Below are 20,323 nucleotides of genomic sequence, written 5' to 3'. Positions count from 1 at the left end.
TGGTCGCGCAGCGACATGATGAGCAGCTTGGGGGAGAGCGGCTTGCCGGTGTTCCAGGCGGGGCACTGCGACTGGCAGCGACCACACTCCGTGCAGGTGGAGAAGTCCAGCAGGCCCTTCCAGCTGAACTGCTCGACCTGGGAGACGCCGTAGACGTCGTCCTCGCCCGGGTCCTCGAAGTTGATCGGCTTGCCGCCCGAGGACATCGGCTGCAGCCCGCCCAGGGCGGTGCGGCCGGAGGACTCACGCTTGAACCAGATGTTCGGGAAGGCGAGCATCCGGTGCCAGGCGATGCTCATGTCGAGATTCAGGCTGACCGTGATCATCCAGATGAAGGACGCGCTCAGCTTGAGCATGGCGAAGAAGTAGACCCAGGTCTCCACGCCGGAGTGGCTCAGGCCGTCGAAGAGCAGCGTGAAGCCGTAGGAGACGTAGTTGTCCGGGCCGTAGTCCGCGTGGTGCAGCACGCCTTCAAGCCCGCGCAGCGCCATCACCGAGAGACCGATGAGGAAGATGACGGTGTCGACGAAGTAGGCGTGGGTCCGGTTCGATCCGGCGAAGCGGGACTTGCGGCCCGGCCGGGTCGGCAGGCTCAGCTGCCGGATGACGAACATGATCACGATGCCGAGCGTGGTGCCGGTGCCGATGAACTCGATGTACATCTCGTACGGCAGCCAGCCACCGATGACCGGCAGCGTCCAGTCGGGGTGGAACAGCTGCCCGTACGCGTTCACGATCGTCAGGATCAGTGTGTAGAAACCCAGCGCGACGAACCAGTGGGCAAAGCCCACCAGTCCCCACTGGGCCATCCGCGTATGGCCGAGGAACTCCTTGACCAGCGTCACACTGCGCTGCCACGGATTGTCCAGACGATTCGCGTTCTCCGGCAGCGGCGCACCCAGCCGGAAGAAGCGGAAGAAATGCACAAAGGCGCGCACGAACAATGCAATGCCGACCGCGCTGAGTGTCAGCGAAACGACGATCGCGGCGAGTTGCATGGGGGCTCCTCGAACCGGTCCCGGTGGGGCTGATGGACGTAGATGTATGAATCTGCGAGCGGGCGCCCGCCCGGACAGGCGGGGACCGCCCCGACTATTACTAAGCGGTAACTTATTGAGCTCGTACGAGACTACCGCCCCGCTCAGCAGGGGCACACCCGCTCAGGCAGTGATCTGCGTCGCTGATGAGCCGTTGATCGCTCAGGCGGGGTGCCCGGCAGCGATGTCGCTCGCGTCGTGGAGCGAGAGCGGAACCCGCCCGCCGGACCCGGTCGCGTGCACGGCGATCGGGTCGAGGAAGAAGGCGACGTGGTCGCCGCCGTCGACCCGGCCGTGGACGCGACCGGCGAACCAGGCGAGGGCGTCGTCGAGGACGGGGGTTCCGTCCGGCCCTTCGTGCCACTTCAGCCCGGCGAACTTGTCCGTCTCGGCACTGCAGAGGGAGCCGAAGCGCTCGGCGAGGTCGTGCCGGTCGCGCGGCAGGAGGTGGACCGCGAGAGTACGGGCCCTCCGGGCGACGCGGTACGTGTGGTTGGCCTTGGAGATCCATACGGCGAACCGCACGGGTTGCAGGGAGCACTGGCTCGCGAAGCCGACCAGGCACCCCGCGCGCTGCCCGTCCTCGGCCGCAGCCGTGACCACGTACATGGGAGGGGACAGCAGATCGGTGAAGCCGTCCATGCGCTCGTCCATGCGCTCGTCCATGCTCATGCGCCCGCCCTCCCTCACCGGCGGCGCGGTCGCGCGGTCTCGCCGCCCATGTTTCACGTGAAACACCGCAGGGCGGGAGGCCTCCCGGCCTCACCACCCCACGGCGTCGTTCACTCCATCAGTCCATGGCTCCAGGAGCGGGGTCAGCTCTTCTTCTTTTCCCCGTCCGTGGCCTCGGCTTCCGCCTCCGCCTCCGCCTGCTTGGCCTGGACCTCGGGGTCGAGGGACGCCTGGGCGCTGCCGTCGACGGACGTCAGCGGCGTGCTCGCCGGGACCTCCGTGGCCGCGGGCGGCTCGACCAGCCAGTCGGGGTTGGCCTGCTTGTCCCACCACTTCCACGCGGCGACCGCGCCGCCCGCGAGGATGCCGAACACGGCCAGGCTCTTGGCGAGCCGACCCGCCCTGGCCCGGCGCTCGTGCTTGCGCGTCAGGCGCTGGATCTCCTTGGCCGAGACCTGACCGCGCAGTGCGGCGAGGGCCGCCGTGCCACGGGACGCGGCCTCGTCGCGCACGGGCTGTGCGGCGGCGACCGCGTGCTCGATGCGGGGCTTGGAGTACTCGGCGGCCTGCCGGGCGGCCTTGCGGGTGCGGACGGCGGCCTCGTGCGCGGCCTGGTCGACCTTCGGCGGTACATGCGTGCGGGCCTGCTCGACGCGGGGGGCGACGTGGGCGCCGTACTGGACACGGGCCTGCTCGGCGGCCTGCGACACCTTGGGTGCGAGCCGTACGCGCGCTTCGTGGGCGTAGTGGGTGGCCCGGTCCTTGGCCGTGTCGGCGTAGGGCGCCACCGCGTCCGCGGCGTGACGCACGCTGTCCTTGGCAGAGCCGGTCGCGGCGCGCACGCTGTCGATGCGGGTCACGGGATCCTCCTCCTCGGTGGCGTATAGGTATGTCACCTTTCCACCCTTTCAGCGATCATGCCTTCCGGATCGCTCCGAAGACATGCGAGGGCGGGCATCCGGGTCACGGGAGCTGGCGCCGGGCCGTCATTCCGGTCCGGTCGCTCCAGTCTCCGAGTCCGGCTCTGGGCGAGTTGTTCAGCGGGTTGTTGAGCGAGTTGTCCAGCGAGAAAAAATCTCTGCTTCCCCCCGGTTACCCCGATCGACCCGTCTATCCCGTTCCGTACGAGCGAATCGGCGCAAGAAGAGCTCCCGGCCGACAATGCCACGGATCGCTTGGGCGCGCGCCCAGTCGGTGGCTACTCGTCCCAATCCGGTCCGTGCGAGGATCGGGGGGTCACAGAAGACAACGGAAGGCAGATCGTGGCTGAGCAGCTTTACGCCACCCTGAAGACCAACCAGGGCGACATCGTGGTCCGGCTCCTGCCGAACCACGCGCCCAAGACGGTCAAGAACTTTGTTGAGCTCGCCCAGGGCGAGCGCGAGTGGGTCCACCCCGCGACCGGCAAGAAGACCTCGGACCGCCTGTACGACGGCACCGTCTTCCACCGGGTGATCAGCGGTTTCATGATCCAGGGCGGCGACCCGCTGGGCAACGGCACCGGCGGCCCGGGCTACGAGTTCGAGGACGAGTTCCACCCGGACCTCGCCTTCGACAAGCCTTACCTCCTGGCCATGGCCAACGCCGGCCCGGGCACCAACGGCTCGCAGTTCTTCGTGACTGTGTCGCCGACGGCCTGGCTGACGCGCAAGCACACCATCTTCGGCGAGGTCACCGACGCGGCCAGCCAGAAGGTCGTGGACGCCATCGCGGCCACCCAGACCAACCCGCGCACCGACCGTCCGGTCAACGACGTGGTCATCGAGTCCGTGGTCATCGAGACCCGCGACGCCTGACCTGCGCGTATGCGCGAGGGAGCCTCGCGCGTCCACGAGGGAACCAAACCGCCCCGCCCATCCGTAGAGGAAGGGCGGGGCGGCGCGTTGCCACGTGTGCCGTCACCGTGCCTTCGTACGAGGATTGAGGGGACCTTCATGGACCAGGCGCCAGGCAGCCCGCAGGAGTCACAGGGGGCGTCGGGCCTGCCCGCCTGCTACCGGCATCCGGGCCGGGAGACCGGCATCACCTGCACGCGCTGCGAGCGTCCCATCTGCCCCGAGTGCATGATCAGTGCCTCGGTCGGCTTCCAGTGCCCCGACTGCGTCCGCAGCGGCTCGGGCACCGGTCACACACCGGCGGCCAACCAGCCGCGCACGGTCGCGGGCGGCACGATCGCCGCCGACCCGCGCCTGGTGACCAAGGTCCTCGTGGGGCTCAATCTCGCGCTGTTCCTCGTGCAGCTGGCGGTCGGGGACCGCTTCACCGACCGGTTCGATCTCCTCGGGCGGGCCTTCGTCCCGGAGTTCGGCTCGGTCGAGGGCGTCGCCGAGGGACAGTGGTACCGCCTCGTGACGGCGATGTTCCTGCACAGCAGCTACATGCACATCGCCTTCAACATGCTCAGCCTGTGGTGGATCGGCGGCCCGCTCGAAGCGGCCCTCGGCCGCGTCCGCTACCTCGCGCTCTACGCGGCCTCCGGCCTCGCGGGCAGCGCGCTGACGTACCTCCTCGAGGAGCCCTACCGGCCCTCGCTGGGCGCCTCCGGCGCGATCTTCGGGTTGTTCGGCGCGACCGCCATCCTGATGCGGCGGCTGAACTACGACATGCGGCCGGTCATCGCGCTCCTCGCGATCAACATGGTCATCACCTTCTGGTGGCCCAACATCGCCTGGCAGGCCCATGTCGGCGGTCTCGTCGGGGGCGTCATCGTCGGGTACGCGATGGTGCACGCGCCCCGCGAGCGGCGGAACCTCATCCAGTACGGCAGCTGTGCGCTGGTGCTGGTCGCGACGGTGGTCATGGTCCTCGTACGGACTGCGGAGCTCACCTGACGTACCAGGTTGTCCACAGCGTGTGGCGGATCTTGTGCATGCTGTGGGAACACGCGTGCCCCTTGTCGCTGACCTGGGTTTCCCCAGGGAGGGCAAGGGGCACGCGAGGTGCGAGGATGCGGTGGGCCAGTCACACCGGCGTCAACCGGCCGAGGGTTATCCACAGATCTTCAGTCTTATCCCCAGGTGGGGATAGCGCTGTGGATAACTCAGGGCAAGGCTTGCGCTCGGAGCGGTGGAACTGCTTGGGCCCACCGCCGGACGAGGCTTCGGGCGGGCGCTACTTCCACTGGGTGGAGACGCCGAAGCCCGCGGCGATGAAGCCGAAGCCGACCACGATGTTCCAGTTGCCCAGCGGGTCCACCGGCAGCTTGCCGTCCGTGACGTAGAAGACGACGATCCAGGCGAGGCCGATGAGGAACAACGCCAGCATCACCGGAGCCACCCAGCTCCGATTGGTCAGCTTGATGGTCGTCGCCTTCTTGGCGGGCGGCGGCGTGTAGTCGTCTTCCTTCTTGCGGATACGTGACTTCGGCACGAGGGTCTCTCCTGTCGATGCGCTGCGTGGCCGCGCAGGTAACTGTGGTCTGGCGCGCCGGGCGTGGCACTACACGGAGCTGAAGCCTCCCCCGGGCGTCCGTTAGCGTAGTGCTTCCGCGGCGCTGAAGGAGATAAGGGTACGTTGAGCAATTCTGCCGACCCCCACAAAGGTGCCGGTCGTCGCCCCCGATGGCGTCCGGTTCGGGTGCTTACGGGCGCTGTTTTCGCCCTCGCGGGCCTGATCTTCTTCACCAGTTTCAACACGGCCAAGGGCACCAACATCCGTACGGACGCCTCGCTGCTGAAACTCTCCGACCTCATTCAGGAGCGCAGCCACAAGAACGGCGAGCTCGACGAGTCCAACGGCTCCCTGCGCGACGACGTCGAGTCGCTCGCCCAGCGCGACAGCGGCGGCACCAAGGCCGACGACGCCCGGCTCAAGGCGCTGGAGGAGAACGCCGGCACCAAGAAGCTCAGCGGCGACGCGGTCACCGTCACCCTCGCCGACGCCCCGCCCAACGCCACCGCCAAGCTGCCCGGCTACCCCGAGCCGCAACCCAATGACCTGGTCATTCACCAGCAGGACCTGCAAGCCGTGGTGAACGCCCTCTGGCAGGGCGGCGCCGAGGGCATCAAGGTCATGGACCAGCGCCTGATCTCCACGAGCGCCGTGCGCTGCGTCGGCAACACCCTGATCCTCCAGGGCCGCGTCTACTCGCCGCCCTACAAGGTGACCGCGGTCGGCGACCCCGACAAGCTCAAGAACGCCCTCGCGGCCTCCCCCGAGATCCAGAACTACATGCTGTACGTCAACGCCTACGGACTCGGCTGGAAAGTGGACGACGACGGGGCGGTGACTCTTCCCGGCTACTCGGGCACAGTGGATCTCCACTACGCGAAGCCTGTGGAGTAGCGGCCCCTGGGGGAGCCTGTGTCCGTGCGTGTGCTCGTCAGGACGTTCAGCGAACTGTGCGTCACCGTCGGCACGTTGATCGTGCTCTTCGTCGTGTACGTCCTGTTCTGGACCGGCGTCAAGGCGGACAACGCCATGGACGGCCAGATCGACGAGCTGCAGGACCAGTGGGCGCGGGGCGCGGTCTCCACCGGCGTGGACGACGAACCGGCCCGGACGGGGTCCGCCGAGAGCTCACCGGGGAAACCGGCCCCCTACAAGGACGGCAAGGCCTTCGCCGTCATGTACGTCCCGCGGTTCGGTTTCACGTGGAACAAGCCCGTGCTCCAGGGCACCGGCACCGACGTCCTGAAGAAGGGCCTCGGCCACTACGCCTCCACCGCGGGGCTCGGGCAGAAGGGCAACTTCTCCGTGGCGGGCCACCGGCGCACCTACGGCGACCCCTTCAAGGACTTCCCCGAGCTGCGCCCCGGCGACCCCGTCGTGCTGACCGACGGCGCGACCTGGTTCACGTACCGCATCGACAAGAAGCCCTACAGGACGCTGCCCGGAGACATCGGTGTCATCGATCCCGTGCCGCGCAAATCCGGCTATGACGGCCCCGGGCGCTACCTCACCCTGACGACCTGCGAACCGGAGTGGGGCCACAGCCACCGGCTGATCGCCTGGGCACATCTGGATGCCACCCAGCCCGTGGAGGCCGGGAAACCGGAGGCACTGCGCCGTTAGTCTGGTGCGGTACGGCGAGGGAGGCCATGCCGTACGCGACGGAAGGGACGGCATGTACGGCTGGATCTGGCGGCATCTGCCGGGAAACACCTGGGTGAGAGCACTGGTTTCGCTGGTGCTCGTTCTCGCGGTCGTCTACGTGCTGTTCCAGTACGTCTTCCCGTGGGCGGAGCCGCTGCTGCCCTTCAACGACGTCACCGTGGACGGCCAGTGAGTACCGCCGACGGCCGCGGCCGTACCCGCGTCCTCGTCGTCGACAACTACGACAGCTTCGTCTTCAACCTCGTCCAGTACCTCTACCAGCTCGGTGCCGAGTGCGAGGTCCTGCGCAACGACGAGGTCGAGCTCCGGCACGCCCAGGACGGCTTCGACGGCGTGCTGCTGTCGCCCGGCCCCGGCACCCCGGAGCAGGCGGGCGTCTGCGTGGAGATGGTGCGGCACTGCGCCGCCACCGGCGTGCCCGTCTTCGGCGTCTGCCTCGGCATGCAGTCCATGGCGGTGGCGTACGGCGGCGTGGTGGACCGCGCCCCGGAGCTCCTGCACGGCAAGACCTCCGCCGTCCGCCACGAGGGCAAGGGCGTCTTCGCGGGCCTGCCGTCGCCGTTCACCGCGACCCGCTACCACTCGCTGGCCGCCGAACCGGCCACCGTACCGGCCGATCTCGAAGTCACCGCGCGCACGGAGGACGGCATCATCATGGGCCTGCGCCACCGCGAACTGCCGGTCGAGGGTGTGCAGTTCCACCCCGAGTCGGTGCTGACCGAACACGGCCACCTGATGCTGGCCAACTGGCTGGCGGAGTGCGGCGACACCGGCGCCGTCGGCCGATCGAGCGGGCTGGCCCCGGTGGTGGGCCGGGCCACGGCGTGACCGACCTGCGCCCCGAGCGCGACTCCTCCGGAGCCCCGTACGACGCCGATGGCGCGCACGGGGACGCGGGTGCGTTCGAGGCGGCGGTCGATCATCTGGACGACCCGCTGACGGATCCGCTGCCGGGGCAGCACTCCTCGCCGTGGTTCCGCAGCGCGTCGGCGGAGCCGCAGCCGCGTGCACCACAGCCGCAGCCGCAGCCACAGCCAAAGCCGCAGTCGCAGCCGCCGGAAGAGGAGTGGTACGACCCCGAGGGATACGCCCGCGACTGGTACGGGGCGCAGCCACCGGCATCGACACCCGCACCCGCACCGACACCGGCACCGGAAACCCAGCCGGAGCCCACGTACGAGGAGCTCTACGGCGCGTACGCTCCCGAGCAGCCGACGCCCACACCTCCGCCCCCGCCCGTACGGGACGACGAGACCGTGGGACTGCGGACGGCGGACACCCGTCGAATAGCCGGAGCGCAGCCCGACGGCATCCCGGGGGCGGGAAACGCCGTCGAGGGCGGCAGGGCGGCCCGCCGCAGGGCCGCCAGGAAGGGCGGGACGCGTCCGGCCGCGAGCCGCGAGGGGACCGCCGCGGCCCGATCCGCCACCGCTCCCCTCTCCCGCGTCGAGGCACGCCGTGCGGAGCGCGCCCGCAGGCCGTCGCCGGGTGCCGTGATCAGCCGGGGGCTCGGAGAGGTCTTCATCACCGTCGGCGTCCTGATGCTGCTGTTCGTCACGTACCAGCTGTGGTGGACGAACATCCGCGCCCACCAGCAGGCGAACGGCGCCGCCCACGACCTCCAGGAGAGCTGGGCCAAGGGCGAGGGCAAGCCCGGGACCTTCGAGCCGGGCCAGGGCTTCGCGCTGCTGCACATCCCGCGCCTGGACGTCGTCGTGCCGGTCGCCGAGGGCATCGACAAGCAGAAGGTCCTCGACCGCGGCATGGTCGGCCACTACAACGAGGGCGGCACCAAGACCCCGATGCCGGACGCGGCGCAGGGCAACTTCGCGGTCGCGGGCCACCGCAACACCCACGGCGAACCGTTCCGCTACATCAACCGCCTGGAGCCCGGCGACCCGATCGTCGTCGAGACGCGGAACAAGTACTACGTCTACAAGATGGCGAGCATCCTGCCGCAGACGTCCCCGGGCAACACGAGCGTGATCGCTCCCGTGCCGCAGGGCTCGGGGTTCACCAAACCCGGCCGGTACATCACACTGACCACCTGTACCCCGGAATTCACGAGTAAGTATCGAATGATCGTCTGGGGCAAGATGGTCGAGGAACGACCGCGCGGCAAGGGCAAGCCCAGCGCGCTCGTGAACTAGAACGGTGAGAACGGGGCAGATCGAGTGGCAGCCACGACCGACGACGAGCAGCAGGCGGAGGCGCCCGCACCGGCCCCCGCGCCACGGCGCCGGGGCCGCGGCCCCATCGCCACGGCGGTCAGCGTCTTCGGTGAACTCCTCATCACCGCGGGTCTCGTGCTCGGCCTCTTCGTCGTCTACTCGCTGTGGTGGACGAACGTCATAGCGGACCGCGAGGCGCACAAGCAGGGCAACCGGGTGCGCGACCACTGGGCGAGCGGCCCGGGGAAGATCGACACCAAGGACGGCATCGGCTTCCTGCACGTACCGGCGATGGGCGGCGGCGAGGTGCTGGTCAAGAAGGGCACCAGCAGCAAGGTCCTCAACGACGGCGTCGCCGGCTACTACAAGGAGCCGGTCAAGTCGGCCCTGCCCGAGGACGAGAAGGGCAACTTCACGCTGGCCGCGCACCGCGACGGGCACGGCGCGAAGTTCCACAGGATCGACAAGATCAAGAAGGGCGACGCGATCGTCTACGAGTCCCGGGACAAGTGGTACGTGTACAAGGTGTACTCGACGCTCTCCGAGACCTCGAAGTTCAACGTGAAGGTCCTGGACCCGGTCCCGAAGGAATCGGGCGTGAAGAAGCCGGGCCGCTACATCACCCTCACGACCTGCACGCCGGTCTACACCTCCCGCTACCGGTACGTCGTCTGGGGCGAGCTGGAGCGGATCGAGAAGGTCGACGCCGAGCGGACGCCGCCGCCGGAGCTGCGGGGGTAGCGCGGAGTACGGACGCGACGAGAGAGCCCCGGTACCGCTCAGCGGTACCGGGGCTCTCTCGTGTCCTGTGAGCTCCTGTCGTGAGCTCGTCCTGCGGAACGGGTCAGTAGTCGAAGCCCGGCCACTTGTCGTGGCCGTCGCGGTGGGACAGGCCGCCGACGAAGCCGTCGTCCCCGCCGTCTCCGCCGCCACCGTTACCGCCGTTGCCGTTCCCGCCGCCACCGCCGCCCGCGGTGGTCAGGTTGACCGCGGAACCGGGCGCGACCTTCTCGCCCGCGTTGGGCTGCGAGAAGACGACCAGTGCGTCGTCGTCCTGCGGGCCGGTGATGGTGCCGACCGTCAGACCCGCGTCCTCGATGGCCTTGCGGGCGTCCTTCAGCTTCTGGCCGGTCAGGGGCGGGACGGTGGACTCCTCGGCCGCCTTGGCCACCTGGACGGTGACCGTGGAGCCGGGGTCGGCCGGGGTGCCGGCCGCCGGCGTGGTCTTGATGACCTTGCCCTCGTCGACGTCCTCGCTCGCGACGTCCTCGCGGGAAGCCGTGAAGCCGTTGTCCTTGAGCCGCTTCTCGGCGGCCGCGTAGTCGAGGCCGGCCACGTCCGGGACGCTGACCTGCTTCTTCTCCTTGGCGACGATCAGCGTGATCTTGCTGCCCTTCTGGACCTCGGTACCGGAGGTCGGGTCCTGCTCCAGGACCGTGCCCGGCTCCTCGGTGGACTCCCGGGACTTGGGAGTGACCTTGAACTGGTACTTGTCGCCCTGGAGCTTCTCCGTGGCGTCGTCCACGTTCGTCGAGATGACGTTCGGCACCGCGACCTTGGGCGCGCCGGTCGACACCGTCACCGTGACGGTGTCGCCCTTCTTGACCTCCGCGTCGGCCCCGGGGTCCTGATCGCAGATCTCACCCTTGGGGTACTTCTCGCAGGGCTTGCGCTCGCCGATCTCCAGCTTCAGGCCGACGTTGTCCGCCGACTCCTGGGCTTCCTTGTACGTCTCGCCCACGAAGTTCGGCGCCTTGGTGGCGTCGTCGCCGCCGTCCCCGGTGAACGCCCACTTCCCGATGAGGATCGCCCCCACCAGGACCAGGACGCCCGCGAGGACGAGCAGCCACGTCGACGTGTTGCTCTTCTTCTGGCGCCGGCCGCGGCCCTCGTCGTAGCCGTAGCCCCCGTCGTCCGGGTTGACCGGCGGCATCATCGACGTCTGGCCCTGGTTGTTCTGCGGGCGCAGCATCGCGGTCTGCTGGTCGTTCGGGTGGCCGCCGTAGCCCACCGCGCCCATGGCGGCGGTGGCCGCGACGGGCTGGCCGTCGAGACAGGCCTCGATGTCGGCACGCATCTCGTCGGCCGACTGGTAGCGGTAGTCCGGGTCCTTGGTGAGCGCCTTCAGGACGATGGCGTCCATCTCCGGAGTGATCTCTCCGTCGAAGACGCTCGGGGCCTGCGGCTCCTCCCGTACGTGCTGATAGGCCACCGCGACCGGGGAGTCGCCGACGAACGGCGGCCGGACGGTGAGCAGCTCGTAGAGCAGGCAGCCGGTGGAGTAGAGGTCGGAGCGCGCGTCGACCTGCTCGCCCTTGGCCTGCTCCGGCGAGAGGTACTGCGCCGTGCCGATGACCGCGGCGGTCTGCGTCATCGTCATGCCGGAGTCGCCCATGGCGCGGGCGATGCCGAAGTCCATGACCTTGACCTGGCCGTTGCGCGTCAGCATGACGTTCGCGGGCTTGATGTCGCGGTGGACGATGCCGTTCCGGTGCGAGTACTCGAGGGCCTGGAGGATGCCGATCGTCATCTCCATGGCCCGCTCCGGCAGCAGCTTGCGGCCGGAGTGCAGGAGCTCGCGCAGCGTGGAGCCGTCGACGTACTCCATCACGATGTACGGGATGGAGACCCCGTCGACGTAGTCCTCGCCGGTGTCGTAGACCGCGACGATCGCCGGGTGGTTGAGCGAGGCGGCAGACTGGGCCTCACGGCGGAACCGGGCCTGGAACGACGGGTCGCGGGCGAGGTCGACTCGCAGCGTCTTCACCGCCACGGTGCGACCGAGGCGGGTGTCGTGCGCGAGGTAGACCTCCGCCATCCCGCCGCGGCCGAGCACCTGGCCCAGCTCGTACCGGCCGCCGAGGCGACGCGGCTCTTCCATAGCTAATCCAGCCCTCTCCGTCGGTCCCGACCGCACCGTTGTGTGGTCCGGCGGTGTGCTGTCCGGGCATACGGTACCCGGCTCCACTTACGTGACCCGGCCGCGACCGTCACCCGATACCGGACCGGTACCGCAACGTGCACCGATGTGGAGGGGGCGTGATGGGGGTCACTTCTTGCTGTCGATGACTGCCTTCATGACGTCCTTGGCGATCGGAGCCGCCAGACCGCCACCGGAGATGTCCTGACGGCTCGCCTTGGAGTCCTCGACGACGACCGCGACGGCGACCGGCGAACCGGAATCCGTCTTGGCGTACGAGATGAACCAGGCGTACGGATTCTTGCTGTTGGCCACACCGTGCTGGGCCGTACCCGTCTTTCCGCCGACGGTGACGTTCGGGATCTGGGCGTTGGTTCCGGTGCCCTTCTCGATGACCGTCTCCATCATTTCCTGCAGCTTCTGGGCGTTCTCCTTCGAGAGCGGCTTGCTCATCTCCTTCGGCGAGTGCTTCTCGATGACGTCCAGGTTGCGCGCCTGCAGCTCGCTGACCATGTACGGCTCCATGAGGGTGCCGTCGTTGGCGACCGCCGAGGCGACCATGGCCATCTGCAGGGGCGTCGCCGCGGTCTCGAACTGGCCGATGGAGGACAGCGCGGTCTGCGGCTTGTCCATGTCCTCGGGGAAGTTGGAGGCGTTGGAGCGGACGGGCACGAACTGCTGCTCGTTGAACCCGAACTTCTTCGCCGTCTCCAGCATCTTGTCCTTGCCGAGATCGGAGCCGATCTTGCCGAAGACGGTGTTGCAGGACCAGCGAAGGGCCTCACGCAGCGAGGCGTTCTTGCAGGGGATGTTCCCCTCGTTCGGCAGCGGCTGCGTCGTGTTCGGCATCGTCCAGGGGTCCGGCGAGTCCGTCTTGCTGTCGATGTTGTCGTACAGGTTGTGCTCGAGGGCGGCCGCCGCCGTGACCACCTTGAAGGTGGAGCCGGGCGGGTAGGTCTCGCGCAGCGCGCGGTTGACCATCGGCTTGTCCTTGTCCTTCTCCAGGCTCAGGTACTTCTCGGCTTCCGCGTTCGAGTTGCCCGCGAAGTCGCCGGGGTCGTACGACGGGGTGGAGGCCAGCGCGAGGATGGCGCCCGTCGACGGGTCGATCGCCGCGACGGCGCCCTTGCCCTTGCTCTTCAGACCGTCGTACGCGGCCTTCTGCGCGGCGGAGTTGAGGGTGGTGACGACATTGCCGCCCTCCTTCTTCTCGCCGGTCAGCATGTCGAGGGTGCGACGGAAGAAGAGCCGGTCGTCGTTGCCGGTGAGGATGCCGTCGTCGATGGACTCCAGCTGGGTGGCGCCCATGCGCTGCGAGGAGTACCCGGTGATGGGGGCCCACATGGGCCCGTCCTTCCAGGTGCGCTTGTACTTGAGGTCGCTGCCCGGCGTCGCCTTGGACCCGGTGATGGGCTTGCCGTCGACGATGATGTCGCCGCGCGGCTGGGAGTAGCGCTCGATGGTGACGCGGCGGTTCTTCTCGTGCTTCGCGAGGGAGTCGGCCTGGACGTACTGGAGCCAGTTGTCCCGGGCGAGCAGGGCGAGGATGAGCAGCCCGCAGAAGATCGCGATCCGGCGCAGGGGCTTGTTCACGGTCGGACCACCTGGGTCATTTCGGCGTCGGGGTTCGGGGCGGGGGACGGGGCCGGTCGGCGCGCGGTGTCGCTGATCCTGATCAGGATGCCGATCAGCGCCCAGTTGGCGATGACGGACGAACCGCCGTACGCCAGGAAGGGCATGGTCATACCGGTCAGCGGGATCAGGCCCATGACGCCGCCGGCGACGACGAAGACCTGGATGGCGAAGGCCCCGGAGAGGCCGATCGCGAGGAGCTTGCCGAACGGGTCACGGGCGGCGAGCGCCGTACGGACGCCGCGCTCGACGATCAGGCCGTAGATCAACAGGATCGCCATGATGCCGGCGAGACCCAGCTCCTCACCGAAGGTGGCGAGGATGAAGTCGGAGTTGGCGGCGAACTTGATCAGGTCCGAGTGGCCCTGGCCGAGACCGGAGCCGAGGGTGCCGCCGGAGCCGAAGGCCCAGAGGGCCTGCATCGCCTGCTCGGAGTGGATGACACCGTCCTGGACGCCGGCCTGGCTGAGCTTGTACTCGCGCAACGGGTTGAGCCAGGCCTGCACACGCGTCTGGATGTGCGGCTCGAAGCTCGCCACGGCGACGGCGCCGACCGCGGACATCAGGAGACCGAAGACGATCCAGCTGGTCCGCTCGGTGGCGACGTACAGCATGACCACGAACATGCCGAAGAACAGCAGCGACGTACCGAGGTCGGTCTCGAAGACCAGGATGAGGATCGACATCGCCCAGACGACGATGATCGGCCCGAGGTCGCGCCCGCGCGGCAGGTACAGGCCCATGAAGCGGCGGCTGGCCAGGGCGAGGGCGTCGCGCTTCACCATCAGGTAACCGGCGAAGAAGATCGCGATGACGATCTTCGCGAACTCACCGGGCTGGATGGAGAACCCGCCGACGTGGATCCAGATCTTCGCGCCGTAGATGTTGAGGCCGAGGCCCGGCACGAGCGGCAGGAGCAGCAGGACCAGGGACACGACCATGGAGATGTAGGTGTAGCGCTGCAGCACGCGGTGGTCCTTGAGCAGCAGCAGCACACCGACGAACAGGGCGATGCCGATCGCGGAGTACATGAGCTGGTTCGGTGCCGCCGCGCTGAAGTTGGGCAGCTGCTGCAGTCGCTCGGACTGGTCGAGCCGCCAGATCAGCACCAGGCCCAGGCCGTTCAGCAGGGTGGCCAGGGGCAGCAGCAACGGGTCCGCGTAGGCCGCGAACTTGCGGACGACCAAGTGGCCCACCGCCGCGAGCAGGCCGAGGCCCGCCCCGTATCCGAGCATGCCGGACGGCACCTTGCCGTCAAGCGCCAGGCCCACGTTCATGTAGGCGAACAACGGGATGACGACCGCGAACGCAAGCAGCGCGAGCTCGGTGTTGCGCCGGCTCGGCGCCCCGATCGCGCCGATCGTCGACGTGTGTGTAGTACTACTGCTCATGGCGTGCAGAGGCCCCCAACGGCTGCTTACTGCTTACCGCACAGCGGGACCAGCTTCTGCTCATCCTCGGAGAGGCTGGGGCCGGGTGTGGGAGTCGGTGCGGTCTTGGACTTGTTCTTGTCGGTCGAGCTGTTCTTGTCGTTCTTGTCGTCCCCGACGGGCGGGGACGTCGTGGAATCCGGACCAGTCGTCCTGCGCTGGCCGGAGGCGCCTCCGGCTTCGCCCTCGCCGGTCTTGGCGTTGTTCTCGCGCTCGACCTCGCGACGCTCGGCTTCCTTCTTGCAGGCGGATGCCTGCAGCCCCAGCTCCTCGATCTTGCTCGTGGCCTCGTCGAGGTTGTCCTCGGGGATGGTGGCCTCGACCTGCTTGCGCTGGTACGGCGGCAGGTACTTGAGTTCGATCTCGGGGTGGTCCTTCTCCACCTTCGACAGGCTGACCCAGGCGAGATCCTGGTCGATGCCGCGGTAAAGGGCGATGTGCTTGTCGTTCGTGCCCACGTAGTACTGGGTCTGCGTCCAGCGGTACCCCCCGTAGAGGCCACCGGCGATGACGGCGAGCGCGAGCACTCCGTAGAGGGATCTCTTGAGCCACTTGCGGCCGCCGCCGGGCTTGACGAAGTCATCGTCGTCGTAGTCCCCGAAGCTGCCCTCGGGGGCGTAACCCGTGGTGTCGCCGCTGCCGGGCGGGCCGAAGCCGCCTCCGGAGGGCTGCGGCGGCACCGGGCGGCCGAGGCCCGACGCGCGCCCCGCGGGCGTCTGCATGGAGCCGTCGTCCTGCGCCTGGAGCTGGTTCTCGGCGACCGCGCCGACCACCACGGGGGTGTCGGACAGCTGGCCCGCGAGGGTGTCGCCGCTGTCGATGTCCAGGACGTCGGCGACGATCACGGTGATGTTGTCGGGGCCGCCGCCGCGCAGCGCGAGCTGGATCAGCTCCTGCACGGTCTCCTGGGGGCCCTGGTAGCTCGCGAGGGTGTCTTCCATCGTCTGGTGCGAGACGACGCCGGACAGCCCGTCCGAGCAGATCAAGTACCGGTCGCCGGCGCGCACTTCGCGGATCGACAGATCCGGCTCGACGTGGTCGCCGCTGCCCAGCGCGCGCATGAGGAGGGACCTCTGCGGGTGGGTGGTGGCCTCTTCCTCGGTGATGCGGCCCTCGTCGACGAGGCGCTGCACCCAGGTGTGGTCCTGCGTGATCTGCGTGAGCACGCCGTCCCGCAGCAGGTACGCGCGCGAGTCGCCGACGTGCACGAGCCCGAGGCGCTGGCCCGTCCACAGGAGGGCGGTCAGGGTCGTCCCCATGCCCTCGAGCTGGGGGTCCTCCTCGACCATCAGGCGCAGCTGGTCGTTGGCCCGCTGCACGGCGGTGCCCAGTGACGTCAGGATGTCCGAGCCCGGGACGTCGTCGTCCAGCGTGACGAGCGTCGAAATGACCTCGGAGCTCGCCACCTCACCCGCGGCCTGGCCCCCCATGCCGTCGGCGATCGCGAGGAGACGCGGGCCGGCGTAACCGGAGTCCTCGTTCCCCTCCCGGATCATGCCTTTGTGCGATCCGGCGGCGAAGCGCAAAGACAGACTCATGCGCACCTCGCCCGTCGGCTCCGGGTACATCCGCACGGTGCCCACCCTCCGGTCGGGAGCGCGCCGGCGTCCAGTGCCTGGACAGCCGTTTCGGCTCGCTCGCTCCGCTCGCGCTCTGTCATGACGTAGTACTACTTCCGCAGCTCGATGACGGTCTTGCCGATGCGGATCGGCGCGCCCAGCGGAACGGGCGTCGGGGTGGTGAGTCGGGTCCGGTCGAGATACGTGCCGTTGGTGGACCCGAGATCCTCGACGATCCACTGGCCGTCACGGTCCGGGTAGATCCTGGCATGCCTGCTGGAGGCATAGTCGTCGTCCAGCACGATCGTGGAGTCGTGCGCACGGCCCAGCGTGATGGTCTGCCCCTGCAGGGCGACCGTCGTCCCGGCGAGGATGCCCTCGGAGACGACCAGCTTGCTGGGGGCGCCGCGCCGCTGGCGGCCACCGCCGCCCTGCTGCCGCTGCTGCGGAGGCGCGGCGGCCTGCTGTTGGCGGGCGGCCTGCTGGGGCCGCTCGCGGCGCGAACCGCGCTGTGTGACGCGCGTTCCGAACAGGTCGCTGCGGATGACCTGGACGGCCACGATCACGAACAGCCACAGAACAGCTAGGAAACCTAGCCGCATGACCGTCAGGGTCAGCTCTGACATTGCCCCCGCTTCACCCTTCGGCTTGCCGGTAAACGATGGTGGTTTGACCCACGACGATCCGCGAGCCGTCGCGGAGCGTAGCGCGGGTGGTGTGCTGCCCGTCTACCACGATGCCGTTGGTAGACCCGAGATCCTGGATCGTCGAGGGCGTTCCGGTCCGGATCTCACAGTGCCGACGGGATACGCCGGGGTCGTCGATCCGCACATCGGCGTCGGTGCTGCGTCCCAGCACCAGCGTCGGGCGGGAGATCTGATGGCGATTGCCGTTGATCTCGATCCAGCGCCGCACCTGGGCGCCCGGAAGTGGTCCGGCGCCGGGGCCCGCGGGCCTGCTCGGTGCCGGGGACTGCCCGCCGGGACGGCCCGCGCCGGGCGGGGGCGCGGCGGGCATGGGAGGTGCGCCTCCGGGAGCTCCGGCGGCTCCGGAGGGCGGCTGCGGATAGCCATAGCCGCCACCGGCACCGCCGCCGCCCGGACCTGCGCCGCGACCGGGGGCCGCCGGGCCCGCGGGGGCGCCTTCGGGCCCCTGGGAGGAGCTGGAGGCGAGGGTGCGGCTGCGCACGCGGTACAGGCCGGTGTCGAGGTCCTCGGCCTTCTCGAGATGCACCTTGATGGGGCCCATGAAGCTGTAGCGCTGCTGCTTCGCGTAGTCACGCACCATGCCGGAGAGCTCGTCGCCCAGCTGGCCCGAGTACGGGCTCAGCCGATCGAAGTCGGGGGCGCTGAGCTCCACGATGAAGTCGTTGGGGACGACCGTCCGCTCGCGGTTCCAGATCGTCGCGTTGTTGTCGCACTCGCGCTGGAGGGCGCCGGCGATCTCGACGGGCTGAACCTCGGACTTGAACACCTTGGCGAAGGTGCCGTTGACCAGACCTTCGAGGCGCTGCTCGAACTTCTTCAGGACTCCCATGGGGCACCTCCTCCGTCGTAGTCATCCTGGTACTGCTTACTGATCGTATCCACGCGCCGGGAAATCGGCTGGTTCCCCCTGTCCGCCCAGTCGACGAGTGTCGCCTCTCACAAGACATGCCCGCACCAGGGTCCTGAGGATCCTCCCAGGACCCCTGAGAGAGCCCTGATCCGTGGCCCCGGAACCCCGTACGGGCAGTTGCGCGGGACGCCTGCTCGAGCCTCCTTTTACAACGGATCGTAGAGGGGGCCCAGAGCCAGTGTCCCGCACCTTGCTGTGGAGCTCGCCGGGCTCGGGCGGGTCGGGGGCGGGACGGGCGCTCATGGGTGGGGCGCGCGTGGGGGTGTGGGGGCCGGGTGCCGGGCAGGACGGGTTTCTTCCGGGCGCCCGGCCGGGCGAGGCGAGCCCGCCCCCGGGCCTGCCTGCCTGGGCAGGTGCCCCGCCAAACGGATGTGAATCCACCCCCTGCAGCGTGCTAATCTTCTGGATGTCGGCAGGCGCTCGCACCACACAGTGAGAGACCCAAAGACAACACCCATGCGCGGGTGGCGGAATAGGCAGACGCGCTGGATTCAGGTTCCAGTGCCCGCAAGGGCGTGGGGGTTCAACTCCCCCCTCGCGCACCATGAGGAAGCGGTCCTCCTCGGACGAAAGTCCGAGGAGGACCGCTTCTTTTTGCGTGCCCGGATGGGCGAGCCGCGGGTGCGCCGACGCGGCCCGTGATGTATGTCACCGAAGTTATCCACAGGCTCTGACGGCCGTCGGCGGACGGCGGTACGGTCGAGGCCGGATTCGGGGTTGGCCGATGACCGGCGGGGGCGATGGGCATGGTGGAGCTCGGCGGGAGGATTCCCGGGCAGCGAGGACGACAGGGGCAGCAGGGGGCGCGGCGGGGGCCGGGGCAGCGCGGTGAGCGGGTGCCGCGGGTGCCGGGGTTCGCCGAGTGGCCGGCGCAGGGGTCGCCCAAGCGGGAGGGCAAGGCGCTGCGCGAGCGGGTGCCCCGCGCCTCCCATGCGGAGTTCTCGGTGGACGGCGGGCGTCCCGACCCCGTGGCCGCCGTGCGGGAGTCCCATCGCGGTCGGCTCCCGGAGCTCACGCCGATCCGCGTCGGCAGGATGGCCGCCTCTCCCTTCGCGTTCCTGCGGGGCTCCGCGGGACTCATGGCGTACGACCTCGCGCGCACCCCGATCTCCGGCATAGGTGCCCAGATCTGCGGTGCCGCGCACGCGGCGAACTTCGGGCTGTACGGGGACGCGCGCGGCGCCCTCGTCATCGACCTGAACGACTTCGACGAGACGGCGCACGGCCCCTGGGAGTGGGATCTCAAGCGCCTGGCCGCGTCCCTGGTGCTCACGGGGCGGGAAGCGGGCGCGGGCGAGGACGTCTGCGGGGAGGCCGCGAGGGACGCCGTCGGGGCCTACCGCCGCACCATGCGGCTGCTCGCGAAGATGCCGGTCCTCGACGCGTGGAACGCCATCGCGGACGAGGAGCTGGTCTCGCACGCGGACGCGCGTGACCTGCTCGGCACCCTGGACCGGGTCTCCGAGAAGGCGCGCAGGAACACGAGTGGCCGTTTCGCGGCGAAGGCGACCGAGGCCGTCGAGGGCGGTGACGGTTCCGCCGGGCGGTGCTTCGTCGACGCCCCGCCCGTGCTCCGGCGGGTGCCGGACGCGGAGGCCGCCGCGGTGGCCGGAGGGCTCGAGGAGTACCTGGGCACGCTGACGGAGGACAGGCTGCCGCTGCTCGCGCGGTACGCGATCCAGGACGTGGCCTTCCGCATCGTCGGCACGGGCAGTGTGGGCCTCCGGTCGTATGTGGTGCTGCTGCTCGACCACTGTGGCGAGCCGCTGGTGCTTCAAGTGAAGGAGGCAAGGCCCTCCGCGCTGCTGCCGCACCTGCCGGTGGCCGGTTTCAAGGCGCCCGAGACCGTCCACGAGGGGCGCAGGGTGGTCATCGGCCAGAAGCGGATGCAGGTCGTCAGCGATTTCTTGCTCGGGTGGACGACGGTGGGCGGACTGCCTTTCCAGGTGCGGCAGTTCAGAAACCGCAAAGGCAGCGTGGACCCGGCGGAGCTGGCCGCCGACCAGCTGGACGACTACGGCCGCATGACCGGCGCCCTGCTGGCCCGCGCACACGCACACAGCGCGGACCCGCGCCTCATAGCGGGTTACTGCGGCAAGAACGACGAGCTGGACGAGGCGATGGCCCGGTTCGCCACGGCGTACGCGGACCGTACCGAGGAGGATCACGCGTTGCTGGTGAGCGCGGTCAAGGACGGGCGGATGGCGGCGGAGACCGGCGTCTGAGGGCC

18 protein-coding genes, 1 tRNA gene and 1 pseudogene are annotated in these 20,323 nt (G+C 69.2%); 10 read left to right on the top strand and 10 right to left on the bottom strand.

The features are described 5' to 3' along the window. The 3 genes and pseudogenes from ACZ69I_RS32470 to ACZ69I_RS32460 all read right to left on the bottom strand — a co-directional run. Positions 1 to 998: pseudogene (locus ACZ69I_RS32470) on the bottom strand (Fe-S oxidoreductase); the annotation flags it as partial. Positions 999 to 1,199: 201 nt separating this feature from the next. Then, positions 1,200 to 1,709 (bottom strand): flavin reductase family protein, encoded by a 510-nt coding sequence (locus ACZ69I_RS32465; protein ID WP_470836168.1) that lies wholly within the window; start codon positions 1,707 to 1,709, stop codon positions 1,200 to 1,202. A gap of 143 nt (positions 1,710 to 1,852) precedes the next feature. Further along, positions 1,853 to 2,569, bottom strand: coding sequence for a DUF5324 family protein (locus tag ACZ69I_RS32460; protein WP_467674622.1), 717 nt, complete (start codon positions 2,567 to 2,569; stop codon positions 1,853 to 1,855). Positions 2,570 to 2,971: 402 nt separating this feature from the next. Here ACZ69I_RS32460 and ACZ69I_RS32455 point away from each other — a divergent pair, with 402 nt between their 5' ends. Together ACZ69I_RS32455 and ACZ69I_RS32450 are read left to right on the top strand one after the other, a co-directional pair. Beyond that, the gene (locus tag ACZ69I_RS32455; protein WP_389716290.1) at positions 2,972 to 3,505 is read left to right on the top strand and encodes a peptidylprolyl isomerase; all 534 of its coding nucleotides are present in this window, start codon (positions 2,972 to 2,974) and stop codon (positions 3,503 to 3,505) included. Between the two features lie 138 nt (positions 3,506 to 3,643). Beyond that, positions 3,644 to 4,540 (top strand): rhomboid family intramembrane serine protease, encoded by an 897-nt coding sequence (locus ACZ69I_RS32450; RefSeq protein WP_467674619.1) that lies wholly within the window; start codon positions 3,644 to 3,646, stop codon positions 4,538 to 4,540. 280 nt (positions 4,541 to 4,820) lie between these two features. On the opposite strand, the gene crgA is transcribed toward ACZ69I_RS32450, so the two are convergent. Beyond that, complete coding sequence (gene crgA / locus ACZ69I_RS32445) at positions 4,821 to 5,078, bottom strand: cell division protein CrgA (protein ID WP_470836166.1); 258 nt, start codon at positions 5,076 to 5,078, stop codon at positions 4,821 to 4,823. Positions 5,079 to 5,222: 144 nt separating this feature from the next. Between crgA and ACZ69I_RS32440 the strand changes: the two genes are divergently transcribed. Genes ACZ69I_RS32440 through ACZ69I_RS32415 form a run of 6 tightly spaced genes read left to right on the top strand, consistent with a single transcriptional unit; the run spans position 5,223 to position 9,676 of the window. After that, the gene (locus tag ACZ69I_RS32440) at positions 5,223 to 5,993 is read left to right on the top strand and encodes a DUF881 domain-containing protein (RefSeq protein WP_467674614.1); all 771 of its coding nucleotides are present in this window, start codon (positions 5,223 to 5,225) and stop codon (positions 5,991 to 5,993) included. 24 nt (positions 5,994 to 6,017) lie between these two features. After that, on the top strand, positions 6,018 to 6,722 hold the full coding sequence (locus ACZ69I_RS32435; RefSeq protein ID WP_467674612.1) for a class E sortase: 705 nt from the start codon (positions 6,018 to 6,020) through the stop codon (positions 6,720 to 6,722). 52 nt (positions 6,723 to 6,774) lie between these two features. After that, complete coding sequence (locus ACZ69I_RS32430) at positions 6,775 to 6,936, top strand: hypothetical protein (RefSeq protein ID WP_467674611.1); 162 nt, start codon at positions 6,775 to 6,777, stop codon at positions 6,934 to 6,936. Continuing rightward, the gene (locus ACZ69I_RS32425; protein ID WP_470836163.1) at positions 6,933 to 7,592 is read left to right on the top strand and encodes an aminodeoxychorismate/anthranilate synthase component II; all 660 of its coding nucleotides are present in this window, start codon (positions 6,933 to 6,935) and stop codon (positions 7,590 to 7,592) included. Before ACZ69I_RS32430 ends, ACZ69I_RS32425 begins: the two co-directional genes overlap by 4 nt. Next, entirely contained in the window at positions 7,589 to 8,914 is a 1,326-nt protein-coding gene (locus tag ACZ69I_RS32420; protein ID WP_470836161.1) for a class E sortase, read from the top strand. Before ACZ69I_RS32425 ends, ACZ69I_RS32420 begins: the two co-directional genes overlap by 4 nt. A 24-nt stretch (positions 8,915 to 8,938) precedes the next feature. Then, positions 8,939 to 9,676: a class E sortase gene (locus ACZ69I_RS32415; protein WP_470836159.1), complete on the top strand. Its 738-nt coding sequence runs from the start codon at positions 8,939 to 8,941 to the stop codon at positions 9,674 to 9,676. A 103-nt stretch (positions 9,677 to 9,779) separates the two neighbouring features. On the opposite strand, the gene pknB is transcribed toward ACZ69I_RS32415, so the two are convergent. The 6 genes from pknB to ACZ69I_RS32385 all read right to left on the bottom strand — a co-directional run bounded on the left by pknB (position 9,780) and on the right by ACZ69I_RS32385 (position 18,012). Then, positions 9,780 to 11,816, bottom strand: coding sequence for a Stk1 family PASTA domain-containing Ser/Thr kinase (gene pknB, locus ACZ69I_RS32410; protein ID WP_467674602.1), 2,037 nt, complete (start codon positions 11,814 to 11,816; stop codon positions 9,780 to 9,782). Between the two features lie 168 nt (positions 11,817 to 11,984). Continuing rightward, a complete protein-coding gene (locus ACZ69I_RS32405; protein WP_467674600.1) occupies positions 11,985 to 13,448 on the bottom strand; it encodes a peptidoglycan D,D-transpeptidase FtsI family protein in 1,464 nt (487 codons plus the stop codon). After that, positions 13,445 to 14,878 carry an FtsW/RodA/SpoVE family cell cycle protein gene (locus tag ACZ69I_RS32400; protein WP_467674598.1) on the bottom strand — a complete coding sequence of 478 codons (1,434 nt, stop codon included), beginning with the start codon at positions 14,876 to 14,878 and terminating at the stop codon, positions 13,445 to 13,447. Before ACZ69I_RS32400 ends, ACZ69I_RS32405 begins: the two co-directional genes overlap by 4 nt. Before the next feature lie 26 nt (positions 14,879 to 14,904). Continuing rightward, positions 14,905 to 16,455: a Stp1/IreP family PP2C-type Ser/Thr phosphatase gene (locus ACZ69I_RS32395; RefSeq protein ID WP_470836157.1), complete on the bottom strand. Its 1,551-nt coding sequence runs from the start codon at positions 16,453 to 16,455 to the stop codon at positions 14,905 to 14,907. 131 nt (positions 16,456 to 16,586) lie between these two features. Continuing rightward, positions 16,587 to 17,102: an FHA domain-containing protein FhaB/FipA gene (locus ACZ69I_RS32390; RefSeq protein WP_098243670.1), complete on the bottom strand. Its 516-nt coding sequence runs from the start codon at positions 17,100 to 17,102 to the stop codon at positions 16,587 to 16,589. 10 nt (positions 17,103 to 17,112) lie between these two features. Continuing rightward, positions 17,113 to 18,012: an FhaA domain-containing protein gene (locus ACZ69I_RS32385; RefSeq protein WP_470836155.1), complete on the bottom strand. Its 900-nt coding sequence runs from the start codon at positions 18,010 to 18,012 to the stop codon at positions 17,113 to 17,115. Positions 18,013 to 18,551: 539 nt separating this feature from the next. Between ACZ69I_RS32385 and ACZ69I_RS32380 the strand changes: the two genes are divergently transcribed. Both ACZ69I_RS32380 and ACZ69I_RS32375 read left to right on the top strand, forming a co-directional pair. After that, positions 18,552 to 18,638: transfer RNA gene (locus ACZ69I_RS32380), tRNA-Leu, on the top strand. 195 nt (positions 18,639 to 18,833) lie between these two features. Next, complete coding sequence (locus tag ACZ69I_RS32375) at positions 18,834 to 20,318, top strand: DUF2252 domain-containing protein (protein ID WP_470836153.1); 1,485 nt, start codon at positions 18,834 to 18,836, stop codon at positions 20,316 to 20,318. Positions 20,319 to 20,323 lie beyond the last annotated feature (5 nt).

The sequence above is a fragment of the Streptomyces sp. NPDC036815 genome (genome assembly GCF_055609205.1).
This window is presented reverse-complemented; position numbering and strand designations above follow the sequence as displayed.

Excerpts from the sequence above, each read along its gene's own strand:
- ACZ69I_RS32395 (WP_470836157.1), bottom strand. The coding sequence starts at position 16,455 with ATGAGTCTGTCTTTGCGCTTCGCCGCCGGATCGCACAAAGGCATGATC.
- ACZ69I_RS32390 (WP_098243670.1), bottom strand. The coding sequence starts at position 17,102 with ATGTCAGAGCTGACCCTGACGGTCATGCGGCTAGGTTTCCTAGCTGTT.
- ACZ69I_RS32450 (WP_467674619.1), top strand. The coding sequence starts at position 3,644 with ATGGACCAGGCGCCAGGCAGCCCGCAGGAGTCACAGGGGGCGTCGGGC.
- ACZ69I_RS32430 (WP_467674611.1), top strand. The coding sequence starts at position 6,775 with ATGTACGGCTGGATCTGGCGGCATCTGCCGGGAAACACCTGGGTGAGA.
- ACZ69I_RS32400 (WP_467674598.1), bottom strand. The coding sequence starts at position 14,878 with ATGAGCAGTAGTACTACACACACGTCGACGATCGGCGCGATCGGGGCG.
- pknB (WP_467674602.1), bottom strand. The coding sequence starts at position 11,816 with ATGGAAGAGCCGCGTCGCCTCGGCGGCCGGTACGAGCTGGGCCAGGTG.
- ACZ69I_RS32375 (WP_470836153.1), top strand. The coding sequence starts at position 18,834 with ATGGGCATGGTGGAGCTCGGCGGGAGGATTCCCGGGCAGCGAGGACGA.
- ACZ69I_RS32465 (WP_470836168.1), bottom strand. The coding sequence starts at position 1,709 with ATGAGCATGGACGAGCGCATGGACGAGCGCATGGACGGCTTCACCGAT.
- ACZ69I_RS32385 (WP_470836155.1), bottom strand. The coding sequence starts at position 18,012 with ATGGGAGTCCTGAAGAAGTTCGAGCAGCGCCTCGAAGGTCTGGTCAAC.